The organism is Flavihumibacter sp. (assembly GCF_036676075.1).
GTDB lineage: Bacteria > Bacteroidota > Bacteroidia > Chitinophagales > Chitinophagaceae > Flavihumibacter.
In genome coordinates, this window is sequence record NZ_JAKFDQ010000016.1 from 227,489 (window position 1) to 241,407 (window position 13,919).

The following is a 13,919-nucleotide window of genomic DNA, read 5'->3' on the forward strand; positions in this document are numbered from 1 at the left end:
ACTATGGACCTTATGCAGTTTCTTACAACTATCCAGGATAATCAGATGCCGGAAGGAATTTCTGTTTATCTGCAATCACTTTGGTATGCAGGTAATGATAATTGGGAGAAGGCACACGAGCTTATACAGGACCTGCCGGGAAAGGATGCTGCAATATTGCATGCCTATCTTCACCGTGTGGAGGGTGATAAGTGGAATGCGGGGTTTTGGTATGATAAGGCAGGAGAAAAAATGCCGGAATATTCCACCCAAGAAGAATGGGAATTATTGGTGAAAAGATTTCTGTGATTATAATTATCTTATTTGTCCGCTACCACGAACAATCCATTTTTCTGTTACAAGTTTTTCTAATGCAAAGGGTCCGCGGGCATGCAGCTTCTGTGTGGAAATGCCAATTTCCGCACCAAGTTCAAACACCTCTCCATCTGTAAAACGGGTGGATGCATTTGAATATACAACTGCAGAATCTACATTTCGGATAAAATATTCGCAGGCTTTTTTGTCTTCCGATAAAATGGATTCAGAATGTTTAGTAGAGTAGGTAGCAATATGATTTAGAGCTTCTTCAATACCATCTACAACCTTTATGGCACATTTGAGGCTTAGGAACTCGCGACCATAATCTGCTGTAGTGGCTGGTGTAAGAAAAGGATATCCCTTCAATAAAACAGTTTCTGGCTTACCAGCAAAAATCTCCACTTCTTTTGCGGCAAACAGGGGGGCAAGTTTCTTCAAAAATCCAGAGGCAATTTTTTTATCTACCAATATAGTATCAACAGCATTGCATACAGACGGCCTGGAGGTTTTCGCATTTACCACTATCTCTAAAGCCTTGCTTAGATTTGCTTTTGATTCTACATATATATGGCAAACACCTGCTCCTGTTTCAATTACAGGTACCAGGGAATGCTTTCTCACATACCTTATAAGGCCATCAGATCCTCTTGGAATAAGCACATCGAGGTATTTGGTAGCAGTAAACATTACCTCTACAACCTCCCTGTCTGGTGGAAGGAGGGTAACAAGATCAGCGTCCATACCATAACTCCTAAGCACCTTTTTTATCAGTCCAACGGCTGCTTTATTGGTATGATCTGCTTCATTGCTTCCTTTCAGTACACATGCATTTCTGCTTCGCAGGCAAAGGGCTGCAATATCAAAGGTTACATTAGGCCTCGATTCATATATCGCACCTACAACACCCAGGGGCACCGCTATTTTTTCCAGTTTAAGTCCGTTGTGCAAAGTCTTTTTTTCCAATATTTTTCCGGATGGATCTGGCAGTTTTGCAATATTCCTGATACTGGCGGCTATAGCACGAATTCTTTTTTCATCCAGCATAAGGCGATCTATCCTGGGATTATCCGCTGATTGTTTAGCAAGATCTTTTGCATTTGCTTTTAATATTGCCGGGATTGAATTATTCAGTTCATCTGCCAGCGAGCGTAACAATTTCCTTAGCTGGATATCAGGCACTGACAGCAGACTCCCAGAAGCAGCGTGAGTCTTTTTTATATTTCCTAAAACAGTCATTCTTCTTTTTGTTAGAATAATACAATATCATCTGCATGCGCTGCGATCACATTCTTTTCTTTTAGTTGATCATTGATGCTGGAGGCTTCCAGCCGGGTTTTCGCAACACCCAGGATCTCGCCGGTTTCATCCATGATCTGTATCACCTCACCCGCTACGAATTTTCCTTCGGCTTTTGTTATGCCAATGGTTAAAAGACTTTTCCTTCCCTGTAGAGCCCTCGCAGCACCTTTATCTACATGGATGGTTCCCAGTGTTACTGAACCACTTGCAAGCCATTTCTGCCTCGCCCGTAGATTGGATTTTTTTGCCAGGAAATAGGAGCCATTATCACCCTCAAGCGCATCCGAAATTGGGTGCCGACCTTTCAATCCACAGATCATAACATTGATACCAAGGGAAGTTGCTAAACGGGTAAAGGTCAGTTTAGACAACATGCCGCCAAGTCCCGGGCCACTGGTATCTGTTCGAACATACTGTAACACTGACGCATCAACTTTTTCTATACGGGTAATGATATTTTTCTTGTCATCCAATAAGCCGCCTGCAGAAGTACAGAGCACGAGGTTACTGGCATCAAAACCAATTGCAATAAGCGTTGCGAGTTCGTCATTGTCTGAAAACTTAATCTCCACATTACTGACAAGATCATTTTCATTTACAACCGGGATAATTTTATTATCCCAGAAAGTGGCAAAGGTTTCACGGAGTTGCAGAAACTGTTTCCTGCTCGAGAAATGCACCCTTTCACAAAGTGCCTGTGCCACCGTAATACCATGGACACTAAAATACTTATGATACATTTGAATAAGTATCGGGTTGCCTACTGCCGCGGCAGCTTTTCGCTCCGATAATGTTCCTTTATAATTGTGCAGAAATTTCCTGCCACTACCTACCGCACCACTGGAAACCAGTACAATATTGAATTGCTGGCTTAGTGCTGCAATTTCCGCAGCCACTTTTTTGATAACTGAAGTATCGATATTTCCTTCCTGGTTAGTTATTACGGCAGTCCCTAATTTAATAACTAAGACTTCCCTTAACATTGCTTGCTTGCTTGGTTTGTTTGCAAGATAATGTAATAAATAAACTACACCATGGGGGTTCGGCCCCCGATGCTTTGTAAATTGCAGTATGCTACAGGTGTTTGGTATAAGTAAGAAAGATCAGGATATATTTATCTTAAAGGATATTGAGTTTTCGGTTCCGGGCAACCGGAAGTTGGCCCTTGCAGGTGAAACCGGTTCAGGTAAGAGCACTCTAATGAAGATAATTGCCGGACTGGTTCAGCCCGATGAGGGTAGCGTATTCTTCCATGATAAAAAAGTGGATGGCCCATTGGAGAGATTGATACCTGGCCATCCGCAGATTGCTTATCTCTCACAGCATTTTGAACTACGAAACAATTACAGGGTTGAAGAGATACTCGAGATTGCCAGTAAACTCGACCCACCACATGCCCGGAAAATATTTGAGATATGCCAGGTAGAACATTTGCTCAAACGTAAAACTGACCGGGTTTCAGGAGGTGAACGTCAACGTATAGCGATGGCAAGAGCCCTCGTCACCTCTCCTGATCTATTGCTGCTGGATGAACCATACTCTAATCTTGATACGATACATAAGCAGATTATGAAAGCAGTTGTGCAAGATATCGGGGAACACCTGGGTGTTTCCTGTATACTAGTGTCACATGATGCTGCCGATACTTTATCATGGGCCGAAGAAATTATGGTTATGCATGATGGCAGTATCATCCAACGGGCTGATCCCGAAACAATTTATCATCACCCCGCCAATGCTTATGTGGCTGCACTCTTTGGTAAATTCAATGTGCTGAATACTGAAACATCAATAGCACTTGGATATAATAATAAGTCATCGCAAGATGGTGATTTTTCAATGTTACGCCCCGGGCAGTTCAGTTTGAATCAAGGCACTATTAATAGTGTAAAGGGGGAAATAAAAAAGGTGTCCTTTTTGGGAGACACCTATGAGTTGGATATCCAGCTTGAATCTCAATCCATTGTGGTGAAAACAGCTATTAACGGTTTGATCAAAGGAGATGCCGTTACTGTTTCCCTAAACCGGGGATCTATTGGGATGCCCTGATTCTCAGGATGGAGTGTAGGCAGATCTTTTTATGGATCTGAGTACAAAATGTAAACTGATCAGCGATGCGCCAAACAGGTAGAGATACATTTTCTGATCAAGCGGGTGATTGTTGCCGAAATAAGTGAGCGCCACAAGAGTGGTGCCCCAGATGAACAGCGCATTCTTAATGGCTGATAACAACAGGGTACGTAGGGTTACCATGACGGATTTTTTTTGTCTCCCTTATTAACAAAATACCTTATTTATTATTGTGCAATTGATTTGGTTTTCGATGAAAGGCACGCTTATATATACTTCAGCCACCAGTAATTGTTCCGGGCTTTATAGCGTCCAAACCATTGGCTGGGCTTATATAAAAGAAGTACAATAACTATCCACAGCACATAAACGATCCATAGGTCGTAGCCGAAATTCAGGGGGCGGAAGTAAAATGGAAGTCCGGGACTGCTGATATCTTTTATTCCATAGCCTGAACTAAAGAAGAGTATAATGAGGAACAGATGGATAAGATAGAAATGTAAAATATAATAGAAAAAAGGAACCTTTCCATACACACTTACAAAACGGCTCCACGCGGTATTTGTTTTCTCCCAGATAGATAGTAAAATTAATGAGGGTCCCAGGGTCATACAGAGATACATTAATGACGGTGGGTATTTGCTGGTATTTAGAAACGAGAAAAGGTCGTGTGGAAAGCTGCCATTTGTTAGTCGGGGAGAGGGGTCACCATACCCATTGATAAACCGTAGCAGAAAAAATGCAATTGTCATCACTGATCCGGTTATTAAAAGATTTTTTCTTCTTCTGCTGCCAGAATAACCTGCATTGTACCAATACCCCAATGCATAACCGATAAACATTGCTGCGGTCCATGGTAATATAGCATATAGTGTCAGTATGATGTGGGTTGAGGAAATGGGAATTGCCGATCCAAAGGCCCTGAAAAAGATATTCCATAAGGCTCCCGCCGCACCGGTTTGAGGAGCTGTAACATAATCAAGCATATTATGTCCTACGAACAAAATGATTCCAGAAAATAAAACAGCCTTGAATGATATTCTGCTGATTAAGGAAAGCAGTATCATGCTGAATCCGATTGCCCAGATCACCTGTAGAATTATTACATTAAAGAAAGGATTGAAGGTTATGCCGAAAGTAACAAGCGTGATTTCGGCAATAATGAGCCAGAGGCCCCTTTTGAACATGGAGGCACTGGCCTCTGCCCTGGTTTTATTTTGGGATGATATATAGATGGATATGCCTGATAGCATAACAAAAACTGGTGCGCAGAAATGCGTTATCCATCTTGTGAAGAAAAGCGGATAAGTAGTTGATGCAGGCGCCAGGGGATCTGCTGTCATAGCTGAATGATGAAAGAAATCCCTTGTATGGTCGAGGGCCATAATTATCATTACAATACCCCGAAGAATGTCGATTGATTGTATCCTCTTAGATTTTTCCATGTATTAATGAAGTGGTATAAAACTATATAAAAATAAAAATAGATTTGAAACCACTTTTAACGTCACCCAGGAACAACGTGACCTGGTCATATGTTCGAACGTCCACCTAACGTTTGTCAGACACTTAATCTCCCAAGCCTTGCAGTTAGCGAAAGAATTTATTATATTGATTCCCAAACCTTAACCATGAATCGTTTTCTATTCCTGCCAGTACTTTTCTCTATCATGTTTTTTTCATGCTCTAAAAGCAGTGATAGTTCTAATCCTCAATACTATTTCAATGCAACTGTCAATGGTCAAAAGGTAGCATTTAATACCAATGCATTTGCCCAATGGGAGATTAATGGAGATTTTGCTGCTCTTATGGCCGGAGGTTATGAGAATAATTCCCAGGATTCAAGAACTGCAGGATTTGTAATTATAAATCTTCCCTCAAAAAAACAAATCACAGCTGGTGCCTATAATGATTCAGGAGATGAATTCGAAGTAATTGGTAGTTATAATATTCCAGCACAGGAGAAGGACTATCAATCCGGGACAACATTATCTGCAGAAGCTGAAAGGATGGGAATGAACCTGCCAAATAAATTTGAGCTGATCATTACCTCGGTATCTGACAATATTATTCAGGGAAGTTTCAGTGGTGATTTTTACCTTGAAGCTGATCCTATGGCTGAAAAGGTAACTATTACGAATGGCAGCTTCAGGCTAAAGGTTCTTTAATAATTAATCCTTTTTCTTATTGTCAGGTTCGGCTTCTTTCTGAGCCTCCTTTTTTTGTTCCTTAGCATTGGCTATGGAATCCTTTATACGCTGTCTTTCCTTTCTTTTGAAATGACCTCTCAATAAGAAAGACCCCTGTGCCGCTTCCAATGTCTCATTGGCGGTGCTGGCTGTTTTCTTGATTGTGCCAACTGTTTGTTTTGTCTGATCAATAGCACCTTCCAGTTTAACTGCCAGCTTATCATCATTCAATAAACGGCCCAGACTTCCTTCGCCGTCATCAATTCTGCCGACAATATTGGCAAGTCCATCCGTAAGATCTGCTGCATTCTCCGAAATCAGACTAATATTATTCATCACCTTATCCATATCCATTGGATTAACCGATTGTATCACTGCACCATCTTTTACAGGAACTGTGGCTGAATCACCGGGTGATATCATAATTAGTTTATCACCCATTAAACCATCTGATCCAATGCTGGCAACTGCATCAGCTTTAATATAAGGCTGCATTTCTTTTTCGAGAGTTAACATAAGCCGAACGGTCGTGTCATTAATGATCCTGATCTGGTCAACTGTTCCGATATTGATTCCCGCAAACCTTACATAATTACCTTCTCTTGTTCCGGCAATATTCTTGAAGTCGGCAAATACATTTATTTTATTTCCGAACAGGTTTTGTTGTTTCCCGATTAGGAAGATTAACACCAGTAGCAGGCCCAGGCTCACTGCAACGAAGGTTCCTGTTTTTATTTTTTGTTCTGTAGATATTTTCATGCACTTAATTATTTAAAAAATGATCTTATAAATTCATCATCTGAATGGTAGAGTTCATCATAAGTTCCTTCAGCAATTATCTCTCCTTCATCCAAAACCAGGATCCGGTCGGCAGTCAGTTCTGCACAGGGGATATCATGGGTGATGATCAATGATGTGGTCTTATATCTTTTTTGCATTTCTAACATCAGGTAACTGATTTCTTTTGAGGTAATTGTATCCAAACCTGTTGTGGGCTCATCATACAACATGATTTCGGGCCTTACTATAAGTGTACGAGCCAGTCCCAGCCTTTTGCGCATCCCCCCACTAAGATCAGAAGGCATCTTATCAATAGCATCTGCTAATCCAACCGCTTCGAGCACTTCAAGAGAGCGTTCCCTTATCTCTTTTCTGTCTTTTATTTTCAAAACCTTCTTAAGGGGAAAAGCAAGATTCTCTCTTACTGTCATACTATCGTAAAGCGCAGCTCCCTGGAATAGAAATCCGAGTTTGCTTCTTAGCCCCTTAAGTTCCTGATCATCCATCTCTTTTACCTCCCTGCCAAACACCAGGCAATCGCCTTCATCCTGGTCGAGCAGTCCGGCTATGCATTTAATGGTTACTGATTTGCCTTGTCCGGATTTTCCCAGCACTACCACATTCTCTCCTTTCCTGACGGTTAAGTTGATATTCTTTAATACCTCCTTTCCGTTGAAGCTTTTTTTGAGTCCTTTTATTTCTATGATCGCTTCCTGGTTCATGGCTTAGGAGTATATTAATGAGTTGGTGACCTGTACCACGATGGCGTCTATTACTATTATCCAGATTGATGCTGTAACAACTGATGAATTTGCTGCCAGTCCTACGCTCTCTGTTCCTTTATTAGAATTAAATCCTATAAAGCATCCCACAAAACCTATACTAAATCCGAACATGATTGATTTGATAAATGCAGGGAAAACATCAGAAAAAGCAAGGCTTGAAATGGCCTTGGTAAAATATAATTTGATGGTCATATCGCCGGAGAGCGCAGCGGCGGTAAATCCTCCTACCAATGCCATTGCATCTGCAAAAATGGTGAGTAGCGGAATCATTAATGTGCAGGCAAGTATTCTTGGCACAACAAGAAAGCTAACAGGATTTGCCCCGGATACTTCCATGGCATCAATTTGCTCGGTTACATTCATGCTTCCGAGTTCTGCACCAATACTGGAGGCGATTTTTCCAGCACAAATAAGGGCAATGATCACCGGACCTATTTCCCGAATGATAGAAACAGATACCATACTCGGTATATAACTTTCTGCTCCGAATTCTTTAAGTGTAGGTTGAGATTGAAGTGTTAATACTATACCGAGAATAAATCCTGTTAAGGCGCAAATACCTATCGAACGGAAACCGATGGTATAGGACTGGCGGGCGAATTCTTCAAATTCGAACTCTTCCCGCAGGAGATTCCTGAAAAAGGATCGAAGGAAGATTCCCTGTTCGCCCATGGCAATAAGGGTATTCCTGAAATTTAGGTGTTGGGTTAATGACATTATTTGGCCTGCTTGGTTAGACCCCTATTGCCAAAGCCCTGCCATCATTATAATGCGTGAAATATCTTAAATCCCATTTTTACTGGGGAATAAATTCTACAACGACTGTGTTTCAACGCCGAATTCAAACTGCATCTCATTTAATTTACGATATAGGCCATTTTGGAGCATCAGTTCCTGGTGGGTACCGCTTTCACTGATTCGGCCTTTATCGAGCACCACGATCCTGTCTGCATTGCGGATGGTAGATAGCCGATGGGCAATCACAAAGGATGTGCGGCCTTTCATCAGGTTTTCCAGCGCTTCCTGAACCAGCTGCTCACTTTCACTATCGAGAGACGAAGTGGCCTCATCAAGGATGAGGATGGCGGGATCTTTCAGGATGGCACGGGCGATGGCTATCCGCTGGCGCTGGCCACCGCTTAATTTGATGCCTCTTTCTCCCACGATGGTTTCGTATGTTTCCGGGAACCGGGAGATGAACTCATGAGCGTTGGCGCGTTCAGCTGCTTCACGGATCTCTTCATCAGTAGCACCAGGTTTGCCATACCCAATATTTTCGCGGATGCTACCGCCAAAGAGCAAAACCTCCTGAGGAACAAAAGCCATCTGCTGTCTTAATTGAGTAAGGGGATATTGCTCCGCTGGTTTATCATCAAAATAAAGTACGCCTGCGTTGGGTTTATAGAACTGCAAAAGGAGGGAAGCAATTGTAGTTTTGCCGGCCCCACTGGGTCCAACAATAGCTATCTGCTGGCCTTTGGCTACTGAGAGGTTAAGATCCTTCAAAACCGAAATGTCTTTGCGGCCGGGATAACTAAAAGCCACATGATCAAAACGAACATTCCCATGGAGAATATGTTCAGGTGCTCCTGCGTCTTCCAGCGAAACAGGCTCACCCTCACTGCGCAGGATCTCACGGATGCTTTCTGTTGCGCCAAGGGTTTTCTGAAGCTGCGAGAAGATATCGGCAAAACCGGCAAAGGTTCCCCCAACAAACATGGAGAAGATTACGAACATAGTAAGAGAGCCAAGGCTTAATTCGCCGCTTCTGATCATATTGACACCATACCACATCACAAAAGCGATGGCGCCAAATACACTGAATATCATAAAGGAAATAAAGGCACCCCGGTAACGGGCATTGCTGATAGCTGTGTCTACAACGGCAGAAATGCTTTTCACATAACGCGAAATTTCATGGTACTCGCTGGTAAAGGCTTTCACGACGGTGATACCCTGGAAAGTTTCCTGCACTATAGTGCCACTTTCTGCCAGCTGGTCCTGCGCTCTCCGGGCCATTTTTCGAATGCGTTTGCCAAATAATACGGCCAATATTGCTATCAGTGGAACTACCGCAAGCATCACCAGGGCAAGCTTGGTACTGATCCAGAAGATAAATACCAGTCCTATCACCAGCGTGAATATCCCTCTCAGAAATTCTGCCAATGTAAATGATATAGCGTCCTGGATCTGAGAGAGGTCGGATGAGATCCTGTTGCTGAGTTCACCTACTCTCTTCTCAGAGAAATAACTCATAGGCATAGTAAGCAACTTACTGTAAACATCCTTTCTCATGCCGGCAAGAGAACGCTCGCCAACTTCGGTTAAGAGGTAAACGCGCATATAGGAGAAGAGCATCTGGAAGCCTAGTTGTATAAAGATGAGAAGAAGCGTTGTGTTAAGGTCCCAGTTAAGATTTCTTAATTGCTCGCCGAAGGGCATCATAGAAGTTGATCCGGTCGTAGGAACAGTTGTTGTTCCCGGTGCGGCAGCATCTATCATTTTGCCAAGAAATAGAGGAAACAGGCTGGTAGTAAATGCTGAAAGTGCAATAAAAACAAGGCTTAGGATGAATTTTCCCTTATATGGCCTGAGGTAATTGAAGAGTACCATGGCCTGGCGGATATTTTCCTTATTGATCTTTGCTTTGGGGCTATCATCTTTATCATTACTGCCGCTGCCTCTTCTTCTTCCGCCTGCCATACTGTATATTCGGGTTTTAATTAAACTGCAAGATAAGAATGGTTAAGCCAAAAGCTTTCATTATGTTGAGTAAACTGCTCACCGCCTGCCTGTTGTTAACTACCCTATCGCAGGCACAACAAGGCCCTATTGATTTTGAACAGTATAATCCTGTTTCTACCCTGGTGGTGAAGGAGAATCCGGTTGCAAGGGCTAAATTTCCTTTCATAGATGTGCATAATCATCAGCGTGGGATGGATTCGGGAAGCCTCGAACCGCTTCTCTCAGAGATGGACAAACTGAATATGCAGGTGATGGTAAATCTTAGCGGTGGAACCGGTAATTCACTCGAGAAAAAGATAGGTAATATCAAATCTGCCAACTCGAAACGATTCCTGGTATTTGCCAATATTGATTTTTCGGGGTTTGGAAAAACCGGCTGGACAGAATTCACCGTCAAGCAATTGGTGAATGATGTAAAGAATGGCGCAAGCGGGCTTAAAATTTTTAAGAACCTTGGATTTTCTGTGAAGGATCCCGATGGCAAACGGGTTGGGGTGGACGATCCCCGGCTTGCGCCCATATGGGAAGCATGTGCTGACCTTCGCATACCAGTGCTGATACATACAGCTGATCCGGCTCCTTTCTGGGATAGCCTGGATAATAACAATGAAAGATTATTGGAACTAAAAATCCATCCCCGCCGCCAGCAAAAAAATGAAGAATATAGCTGGCAACAACTCATTGATGAGCAGCATAGGGTTTTCCGCAAGCATTTCCGAACAACGTTTATTGCCGCCCACTTTGGTTGGTATCCTAATAACCTTGGTAAACTCGATAGCATACTAACGGCAATGCCTAATGTAGTAGTGGAATTTGGAGCTGTTATTGCTGAGCTGGGCCGTCAGCCACGGGCCGCTAAATACTTCTTTAATAAATTCCAGGACAGGATACTTTTTGGTAAAGATAGCTGGGTGCCATCTGAATATGCGACTTATTTCAGGGTGCTGGAAACAGAAGATGAATATTTTCCTTACCACAAAAAATACCATGCCTTTTGGGGAATGTACGGAATGGGTTTGAGTGATGAGGTGTTGAAAAAGATCTATTATAAGAATGCCCTTCGAATAATTCCCGGCATCGATAAATCACAATTTCCATTATAAGCAATAGAAGAATTGCTTGATAAAAAGAAGCCCCTTGTGTTATGCAAGGGGCTTCTTTTTTTGCTAATTTATTAAAGTTGTTTCGCGCCTTTTTCGGCAGATTTTTTCCTTACGGTTGTGGTTGCCCCACCATCCAATGTCAGGTTAACCGGAACATTGGTGATCCAGTTGCCACGTGTAAAATCCGGTATTTCTACTGTCCTTGACCTGTTATTTACGGAGCTTTCTGATAATGGAACAATAGAACTCCAAAGTGCTGCGTCATAAACATCCTGGTCAAGTGGAAGTCCATTTCGCAAACAATCGATCAGTCTCCAATCCATGATGAAATCCATTCCCCCATGTCCACCTACACTTTTTGCGATCTCTCCTATATGTTTTACAATAGGTGGCGTGTATTTTTCTTCCAGAGATTTGAATTCAGCTTCCTTGATCCAGCCGTGCCCAAATGCAATTCTTGCCGGGTCAGGCCATTTGCTCGCAATTCCTTTTGTTCCACTCACAAGGTGAATCCTGGAATAGGGCCGCGGTGATGATACATCATGCTGAACCATGATGGTTTTTCCTTTTACCGATCTGATCAAAGTGGTATTCATGTTTCCACGGTAGCGCTGGTTTTCAAAAGGTTTGAAAAAAGGATCAGTAGCCGCCAGTTCTTTTGCCTTTGCTGCCATTGTGAAATCATTCGTTGACATTGAAGTGAGATGTTCAAGCTGATCGCCACGGTTTATATTCATGCACTGCGCTATTGGTCCCAGGCCATGTGTTGGATAAAGACTTCCGTTATGTTTTATATTCTCCTTCAATCGCCACATATCGGCATATCCTTTTTTATTGAAGTTGAGAGACACGAGGTCATGTATATAGGCACCTTCTGCATGCAACACCTCCCCAAAAAGACCATTCCGGGCCATATTCAAGGTCAGCAGTTCAAAAAAATCATAGCAACAGTTTTCCAGCATCATACAATGCTTGCGGGTTCTCTCAGAGGTTTCTACCAGTTCCCAGCATTCATCAATACTCATTGCAGCCGGCACTTCTGTTGCAGCATGTTTACCATTATTCATTGCATAAACTGCAATTGGTGTATGAAGATCCCAGGGCGTAGTGATATATATTAAGTCAAGGTCCTTGCTTTCACACATCGCTTTCCATCCCGTATCACCACTGTATTCTTTGGCTTTTGGTAAACCTGCTTTTTCCAGGATCTTCTGCGCAGAACTTACCCGGTCAGGATATTTATCACACAATGCTTTTATTTCAACACCTTCAATAAAGCTCATTCGTTCTACGGCTCCCGGCCCACGCATACCCAAACCAACAAAACCGATCCTTACTTTGTCGAGCTTAGGTGCTGCATATCCGCACATATTAAATGATGGAGATTTTTCAGCTTGAATAGGACCCTTGTCAATAGAAGATTCCGGATCGCTCTGGCCAGCAATAGCGGGAAGTCCGCTTACTATTGCACTTGTACCCAGAGTGATATTCCTTAAAAAGTTTCGCCGATTTGAACTCATTTTGCTTGATTTTATATGGCTTTTATTATTAAATGAATTTTTGAAGAAGCGTATCTAGTATCGATTCCTTTTCAATCAGTTTGCTGAGGAGATCGATCTGGTTAGCTGCCCTGTTGAAATTATGTTCAGGATAGCTGGAACCGTAATAAGTATCATCGTTGAAATAGTCGGTAAGGAATCGAATAGCCTGCATATAGATCATGAATTTACCGGCATACACGATAGAAGTTTTCTCTGCATCGCTTAATACGGATCTCATTTCACTGAGGTAACCCTTAACGATCGCTTCAAAGATTTCTTCGCGGATATATATATTATCAAAGTCTGTTTCTTCTTCACTCGCAGGGGAAAGATATGTTCGCAGCATATCGCCAACATCACTGATGAAATATCCAGGCATCAGTGTATCAAGGTCTATTACACATATACCTTTGTTTTTTTCATCCAGCAGTACATTGCTGATCTTGGTATCATGATGCATAACCCTGATCCTGAAATCAGGGTTTGCGCGGATGGCATCAAATTGATCCACTATCGGTTCATTCGCTGCAATAAAGTCGATTTGGTCTCCGGCTCTCAGGATCCTTTTCTGATTACCCTCTTTTATGGCGGTTTTAAACTGATCATACCTCAACCTAAGGTTATGAAAATCAGGAATGGTAATAAATAGTTTGTTTGCATCGAATCCATCAAGTAAAGCTGAGAATCGGCCGAATTGTTTTGCCGCTTCATATGCTACCTCTGCAGTTAAGACCACATCTTCTGTGTGAGAGCCTTTAATGAAAGGAGTGAGGCGGTAGAAACCATCGCCTTCCATGAATGCAAGATCCTTGTTTTCCAGTGTTTTGATTGGATCAACAAAAAGGTAATCGGGATGATGATGGCGGAGATAATCAGAGATCATCCTGACATTGCTGGCAATCTTCACCGGATCTTTAAATACATCTGCATTAATTTTCTGAAGTATGTATGCTGAATCCTTATTATATACTCTCCAGGTGGTATTAATAAGTCCGGAACCATAAGGTTCTGCCTGGAGGTCTTCCGTATATTCAAGGTATGCAGGTAAAATAGATCTTGCCATTGGAATTGTTCTTGTCTGCTATTCTGCCTCTAACTTAATATTTACTA

14 protein-coding genes are annotated in these 13,919 nt (G+C 42.3%); 4 read left to right on the plus strand and 10 right to left on the minus strand.

The window, feature by feature from the left end; all coding sequences use genetic code 11:
- The first annotated feature begins 3 nt into the window (after nucleotides 1-3).
- Nucleotides 4-288: a hypothetical protein gene (locus V6M43_RS15825; protein ID WP_332736930.1), complete on the plus strand. Its 285-nt coding sequence runs from the start codon at nucleotides 4-6 to the stop codon at nucleotides 286-288.
- A 6-nt stretch (nucleotides 289-294) separates the two neighbouring features.
- On the opposite strand, the gene V6M43_RS15830 is transcribed toward V6M43_RS15825, so the two are convergent.
- Both V6M43_RS15830 and proB read right to left on the minus strand, forming a co-directional pair.
- A complete protein-coding gene (locus tag V6M43_RS15830) occupies nucleotides 295-1,533 on the minus strand; it encodes a glutamate-5-semialdehyde dehydrogenase (RefSeq protein WP_332736932.1) in 1,239 nt (412 codons plus the stop codon).
- 11 nt (nucleotides 1,534-1,544) lie between these two features.
- Nucleotides 1,545-2,579 carry a glutamate 5-kinase gene (proB, locus tag V6M43_RS15835; protein ID WP_039128178.1) on the minus strand — a complete coding sequence of 345 codons (1,035 nt, stop codon included), beginning with the start codon at nucleotides 2,577-2,579 and terminating at the stop codon, nucleotides 1,545-1,547.
- Between the two features lie 88 nt (nucleotides 2,580-2,667).
- On the opposite strand from proB, the gene V6M43_RS15840 reads away from it, so the two are divergent.
- The gene (locus V6M43_RS15840) at nucleotides 2,668-3,645 is read left to right on the plus strand and encodes an ABC transporter ATP-binding protein (protein WP_332736935.1); all 978 of its coding nucleotides are present in this window, start codon (nucleotides 2,668-2,670) and stop codon (nucleotides 3,643-3,645) included.
- 3 nt (nucleotides 3,646-3,648) lie between these two features.
- Here V6M43_RS15840 and V6M43_RS15845 read toward each other — a convergent pair whose 3' ends face one another.
- Together V6M43_RS15845 and V6M43_RS15850 are read right to left on the minus strand one after the other, a co-directional pair.
- Nucleotides 3,649-3,849: a hypothetical protein gene (locus tag V6M43_RS15845; RefSeq protein ID WP_039128185.1), complete on the minus strand. Its 201-nt coding sequence runs from the start codon at nucleotides 3,847-3,849 to the stop codon at nucleotides 3,649-3,651.
- An 83-nt stretch (nucleotides 3,850-3,932) separates the two neighbouring features.
- Nucleotides 3,933-5,111 (minus strand): DUF1624 domain-containing protein, encoded by a 1,179-nt coding sequence (locus V6M43_RS15850; RefSeq protein ID WP_332736937.1) that lies wholly within the window; start codon nucleotides 5,109-5,111, stop codon nucleotides 3,933-3,935.
- Nucleotides 5,112-5,297: 186 nt separating this feature from the next.
- Between V6M43_RS15850 and V6M43_RS15855 the strand changes: the two genes are divergently transcribed.
- Nucleotides 5,298-5,834 (plus strand): hypothetical protein, encoded by a 537-nt coding sequence (locus tag V6M43_RS15855; RefSeq protein ID WP_332736939.1) that lies wholly within the window; start codon nucleotides 5,298-5,300, stop codon nucleotides 5,832-5,834.
- Nucleotides 5,835-5,837: 3 nt separating this feature from the next.
- Here V6M43_RS15855 and V6M43_RS15860 read toward each other — a convergent pair whose 3' ends face one another.
- From V6M43_RS15860 to V6M43_RS15875, 4 genes are all read right to left on the minus strand, one after another.
- Nucleotides 5,838-6,614 carry an MlaD family protein gene (locus V6M43_RS15860; RefSeq protein WP_332736942.1) on the minus strand — a complete coding sequence of 259 codons (777 nt, stop codon included), beginning with the start codon at nucleotides 6,612-6,614 and terminating at the stop codon, nucleotides 5,838-5,840.
- A gap of 8 nt (nucleotides 6,615-6,622) precedes the next feature.
- Nucleotides 6,623-7,357, minus strand: coding sequence for an ABC transporter ATP-binding protein (locus V6M43_RS15865; RefSeq protein WP_332736944.1), 735 nt, complete (start codon nucleotides 7,355-7,357; stop codon nucleotides 6,623-6,625).
- Between the two features lie 3 nt (nucleotides 7,358-7,360).
- Nucleotides 7,361-8,137, minus strand: coding sequence for an MlaE family ABC transporter permease (locus tag V6M43_RS15870; protein WP_039128199.1), 777 nt, complete (start codon nucleotides 8,135-8,137; stop codon nucleotides 7,361-7,363).
- A gap of 96 nt (nucleotides 8,138-8,233) precedes the next feature.
- Nucleotides 8,234-10,123, minus strand: a complete 1,890-nt coding sequence (locus tag V6M43_RS15875; protein ID WP_332736946.1) for an ABC transporter ATP-binding protein — start codon at nucleotides 10,121-10,123, stop codon at nucleotides 8,234-8,236.
- A 62-nt stretch (nucleotides 10,124-10,185) separates the two neighbouring features.
- On the opposite strand from V6M43_RS15875, the gene V6M43_RS15880 reads away from it, so the two are divergent.
- Nucleotides 10,186-11,268, plus strand: a complete 1,083-nt coding sequence (locus V6M43_RS15880) for an amidohydrolase family protein (protein ID WP_332736948.1) — start codon at nucleotides 10,186-10,188, stop codon at nucleotides 11,266-11,268.
- Nucleotides 11,269-11,339: 71 nt separating this feature from the next.
- Here V6M43_RS15880 and V6M43_RS15885 read toward each other — a convergent pair whose 3' ends face one another.
- Together V6M43_RS15885 and V6M43_RS15890 are read right to left on the minus strand one after the other, a co-directional pair.
- Entirely contained in the window at nucleotides 11,340-12,788 is a 1,449-nt protein-coding gene (locus tag V6M43_RS15885; protein ID WP_332736950.1) for a Gfo/Idh/MocA family protein, read from the minus strand.
- A gap of 28 nt (nucleotides 12,789-12,816) precedes the next feature.
- Nucleotides 12,817-13,872, minus strand: coding sequence for a phosphotransferase enzyme family protein (locus V6M43_RS15890; protein WP_332736952.1), 1,056 nt, complete (start codon nucleotides 13,870-13,872; stop codon nucleotides 12,817-12,819).
- Between the last annotated feature and the right edge of the window lie 47 nt (nucleotides 13,873-13,919).

Coding starts and splice junctions, on each gene's coding strand:
- V6M43_RS15825 (WP_332736930.1), top strand. CDS start 4: ATGGACCTTATGCAGTTTCTTACAACTATCCAGGATAATCAGATGCCG.
- V6M43_RS15830 (WP_332736932.1), bottom strand. CDS start 1,533: ATGACTGTTTTAGGAAATATAAAAAAGACTCACGCTGCTTCTGGGAGT.
- proB (WP_039128178.1), bottom strand. CDS start 2,579: ATGTTAAGGGAAGTCTTAGTTATTAAATTAGGGACTGCCGTAATAACT.
- V6M43_RS15840 (WP_332736935.1), top strand. CDS start 2,668: ATGCTACAGGTGTTTGGTATAAGTAAGAAAGATCAGGATATATTTATC.
- V6M43_RS15845 (WP_039128185.1), bottom strand. CDS start 3,849: ATGGTAACCCTACGTACCCTGTTGTTATCAGCCATTAAGAATGCGCTG.
- V6M43_RS15850 (WP_332736937.1), bottom strand. CDS start 5,111: ATGGAAAAATCTAAGAGGATACAATCAATCGACATTCTTCGGGGTATT.
- V6M43_RS15855 (WP_332736939.1), top strand. CDS start 5,298: ATGAATCGTTTTCTATTCCTGCCAGTACTTTTCTCTATCATGTTTTTT.
- V6M43_RS15860 (WP_332736942.1), bottom strand. CDS start 6,614: ATGAAAATATCTACAGAACAAAAAATAAAAACAGGAACCTTCGTTGCA.
- V6M43_RS15865 (WP_332736944.1), bottom strand. CDS start 7,357: ATGAACCAGGAAGCGATCATAGAAATAAAAGGACTCAAAAAAAGCTTC.
- V6M43_RS15870 (WP_039128199.1), bottom strand. CDS start 8,137: ATGTCATTAACCCAACACCTAAATTTCAGGAATACCCTTATTGCCATG.
- V6M43_RS15875 (WP_332736946.1), bottom strand. CDS start 10,123: ATGGCAGGCGGAAGAAGAAGAGGCAGCGGCAGTAATGATAAAGATGAT.
- V6M43_RS15880 (WP_332736948.1), top strand. CDS start 10,186: ATGTTGAGTAAACTGCTCACCGCCTGCCTGTTGTTAACTACCCTATCG.
- V6M43_RS15885 (WP_332736950.1), bottom strand. CDS start 12,788: ATGAGTTCAAATCGGCGAAACTTTTTAAGGAATATCACTCTGGGTACA.
- V6M43_RS15890 (WP_332736952.1), bottom strand. CDS start 13,872: ATGGCAAGATCTATTTTACCTGCATACCTTGAATATACGGAAGACCTC.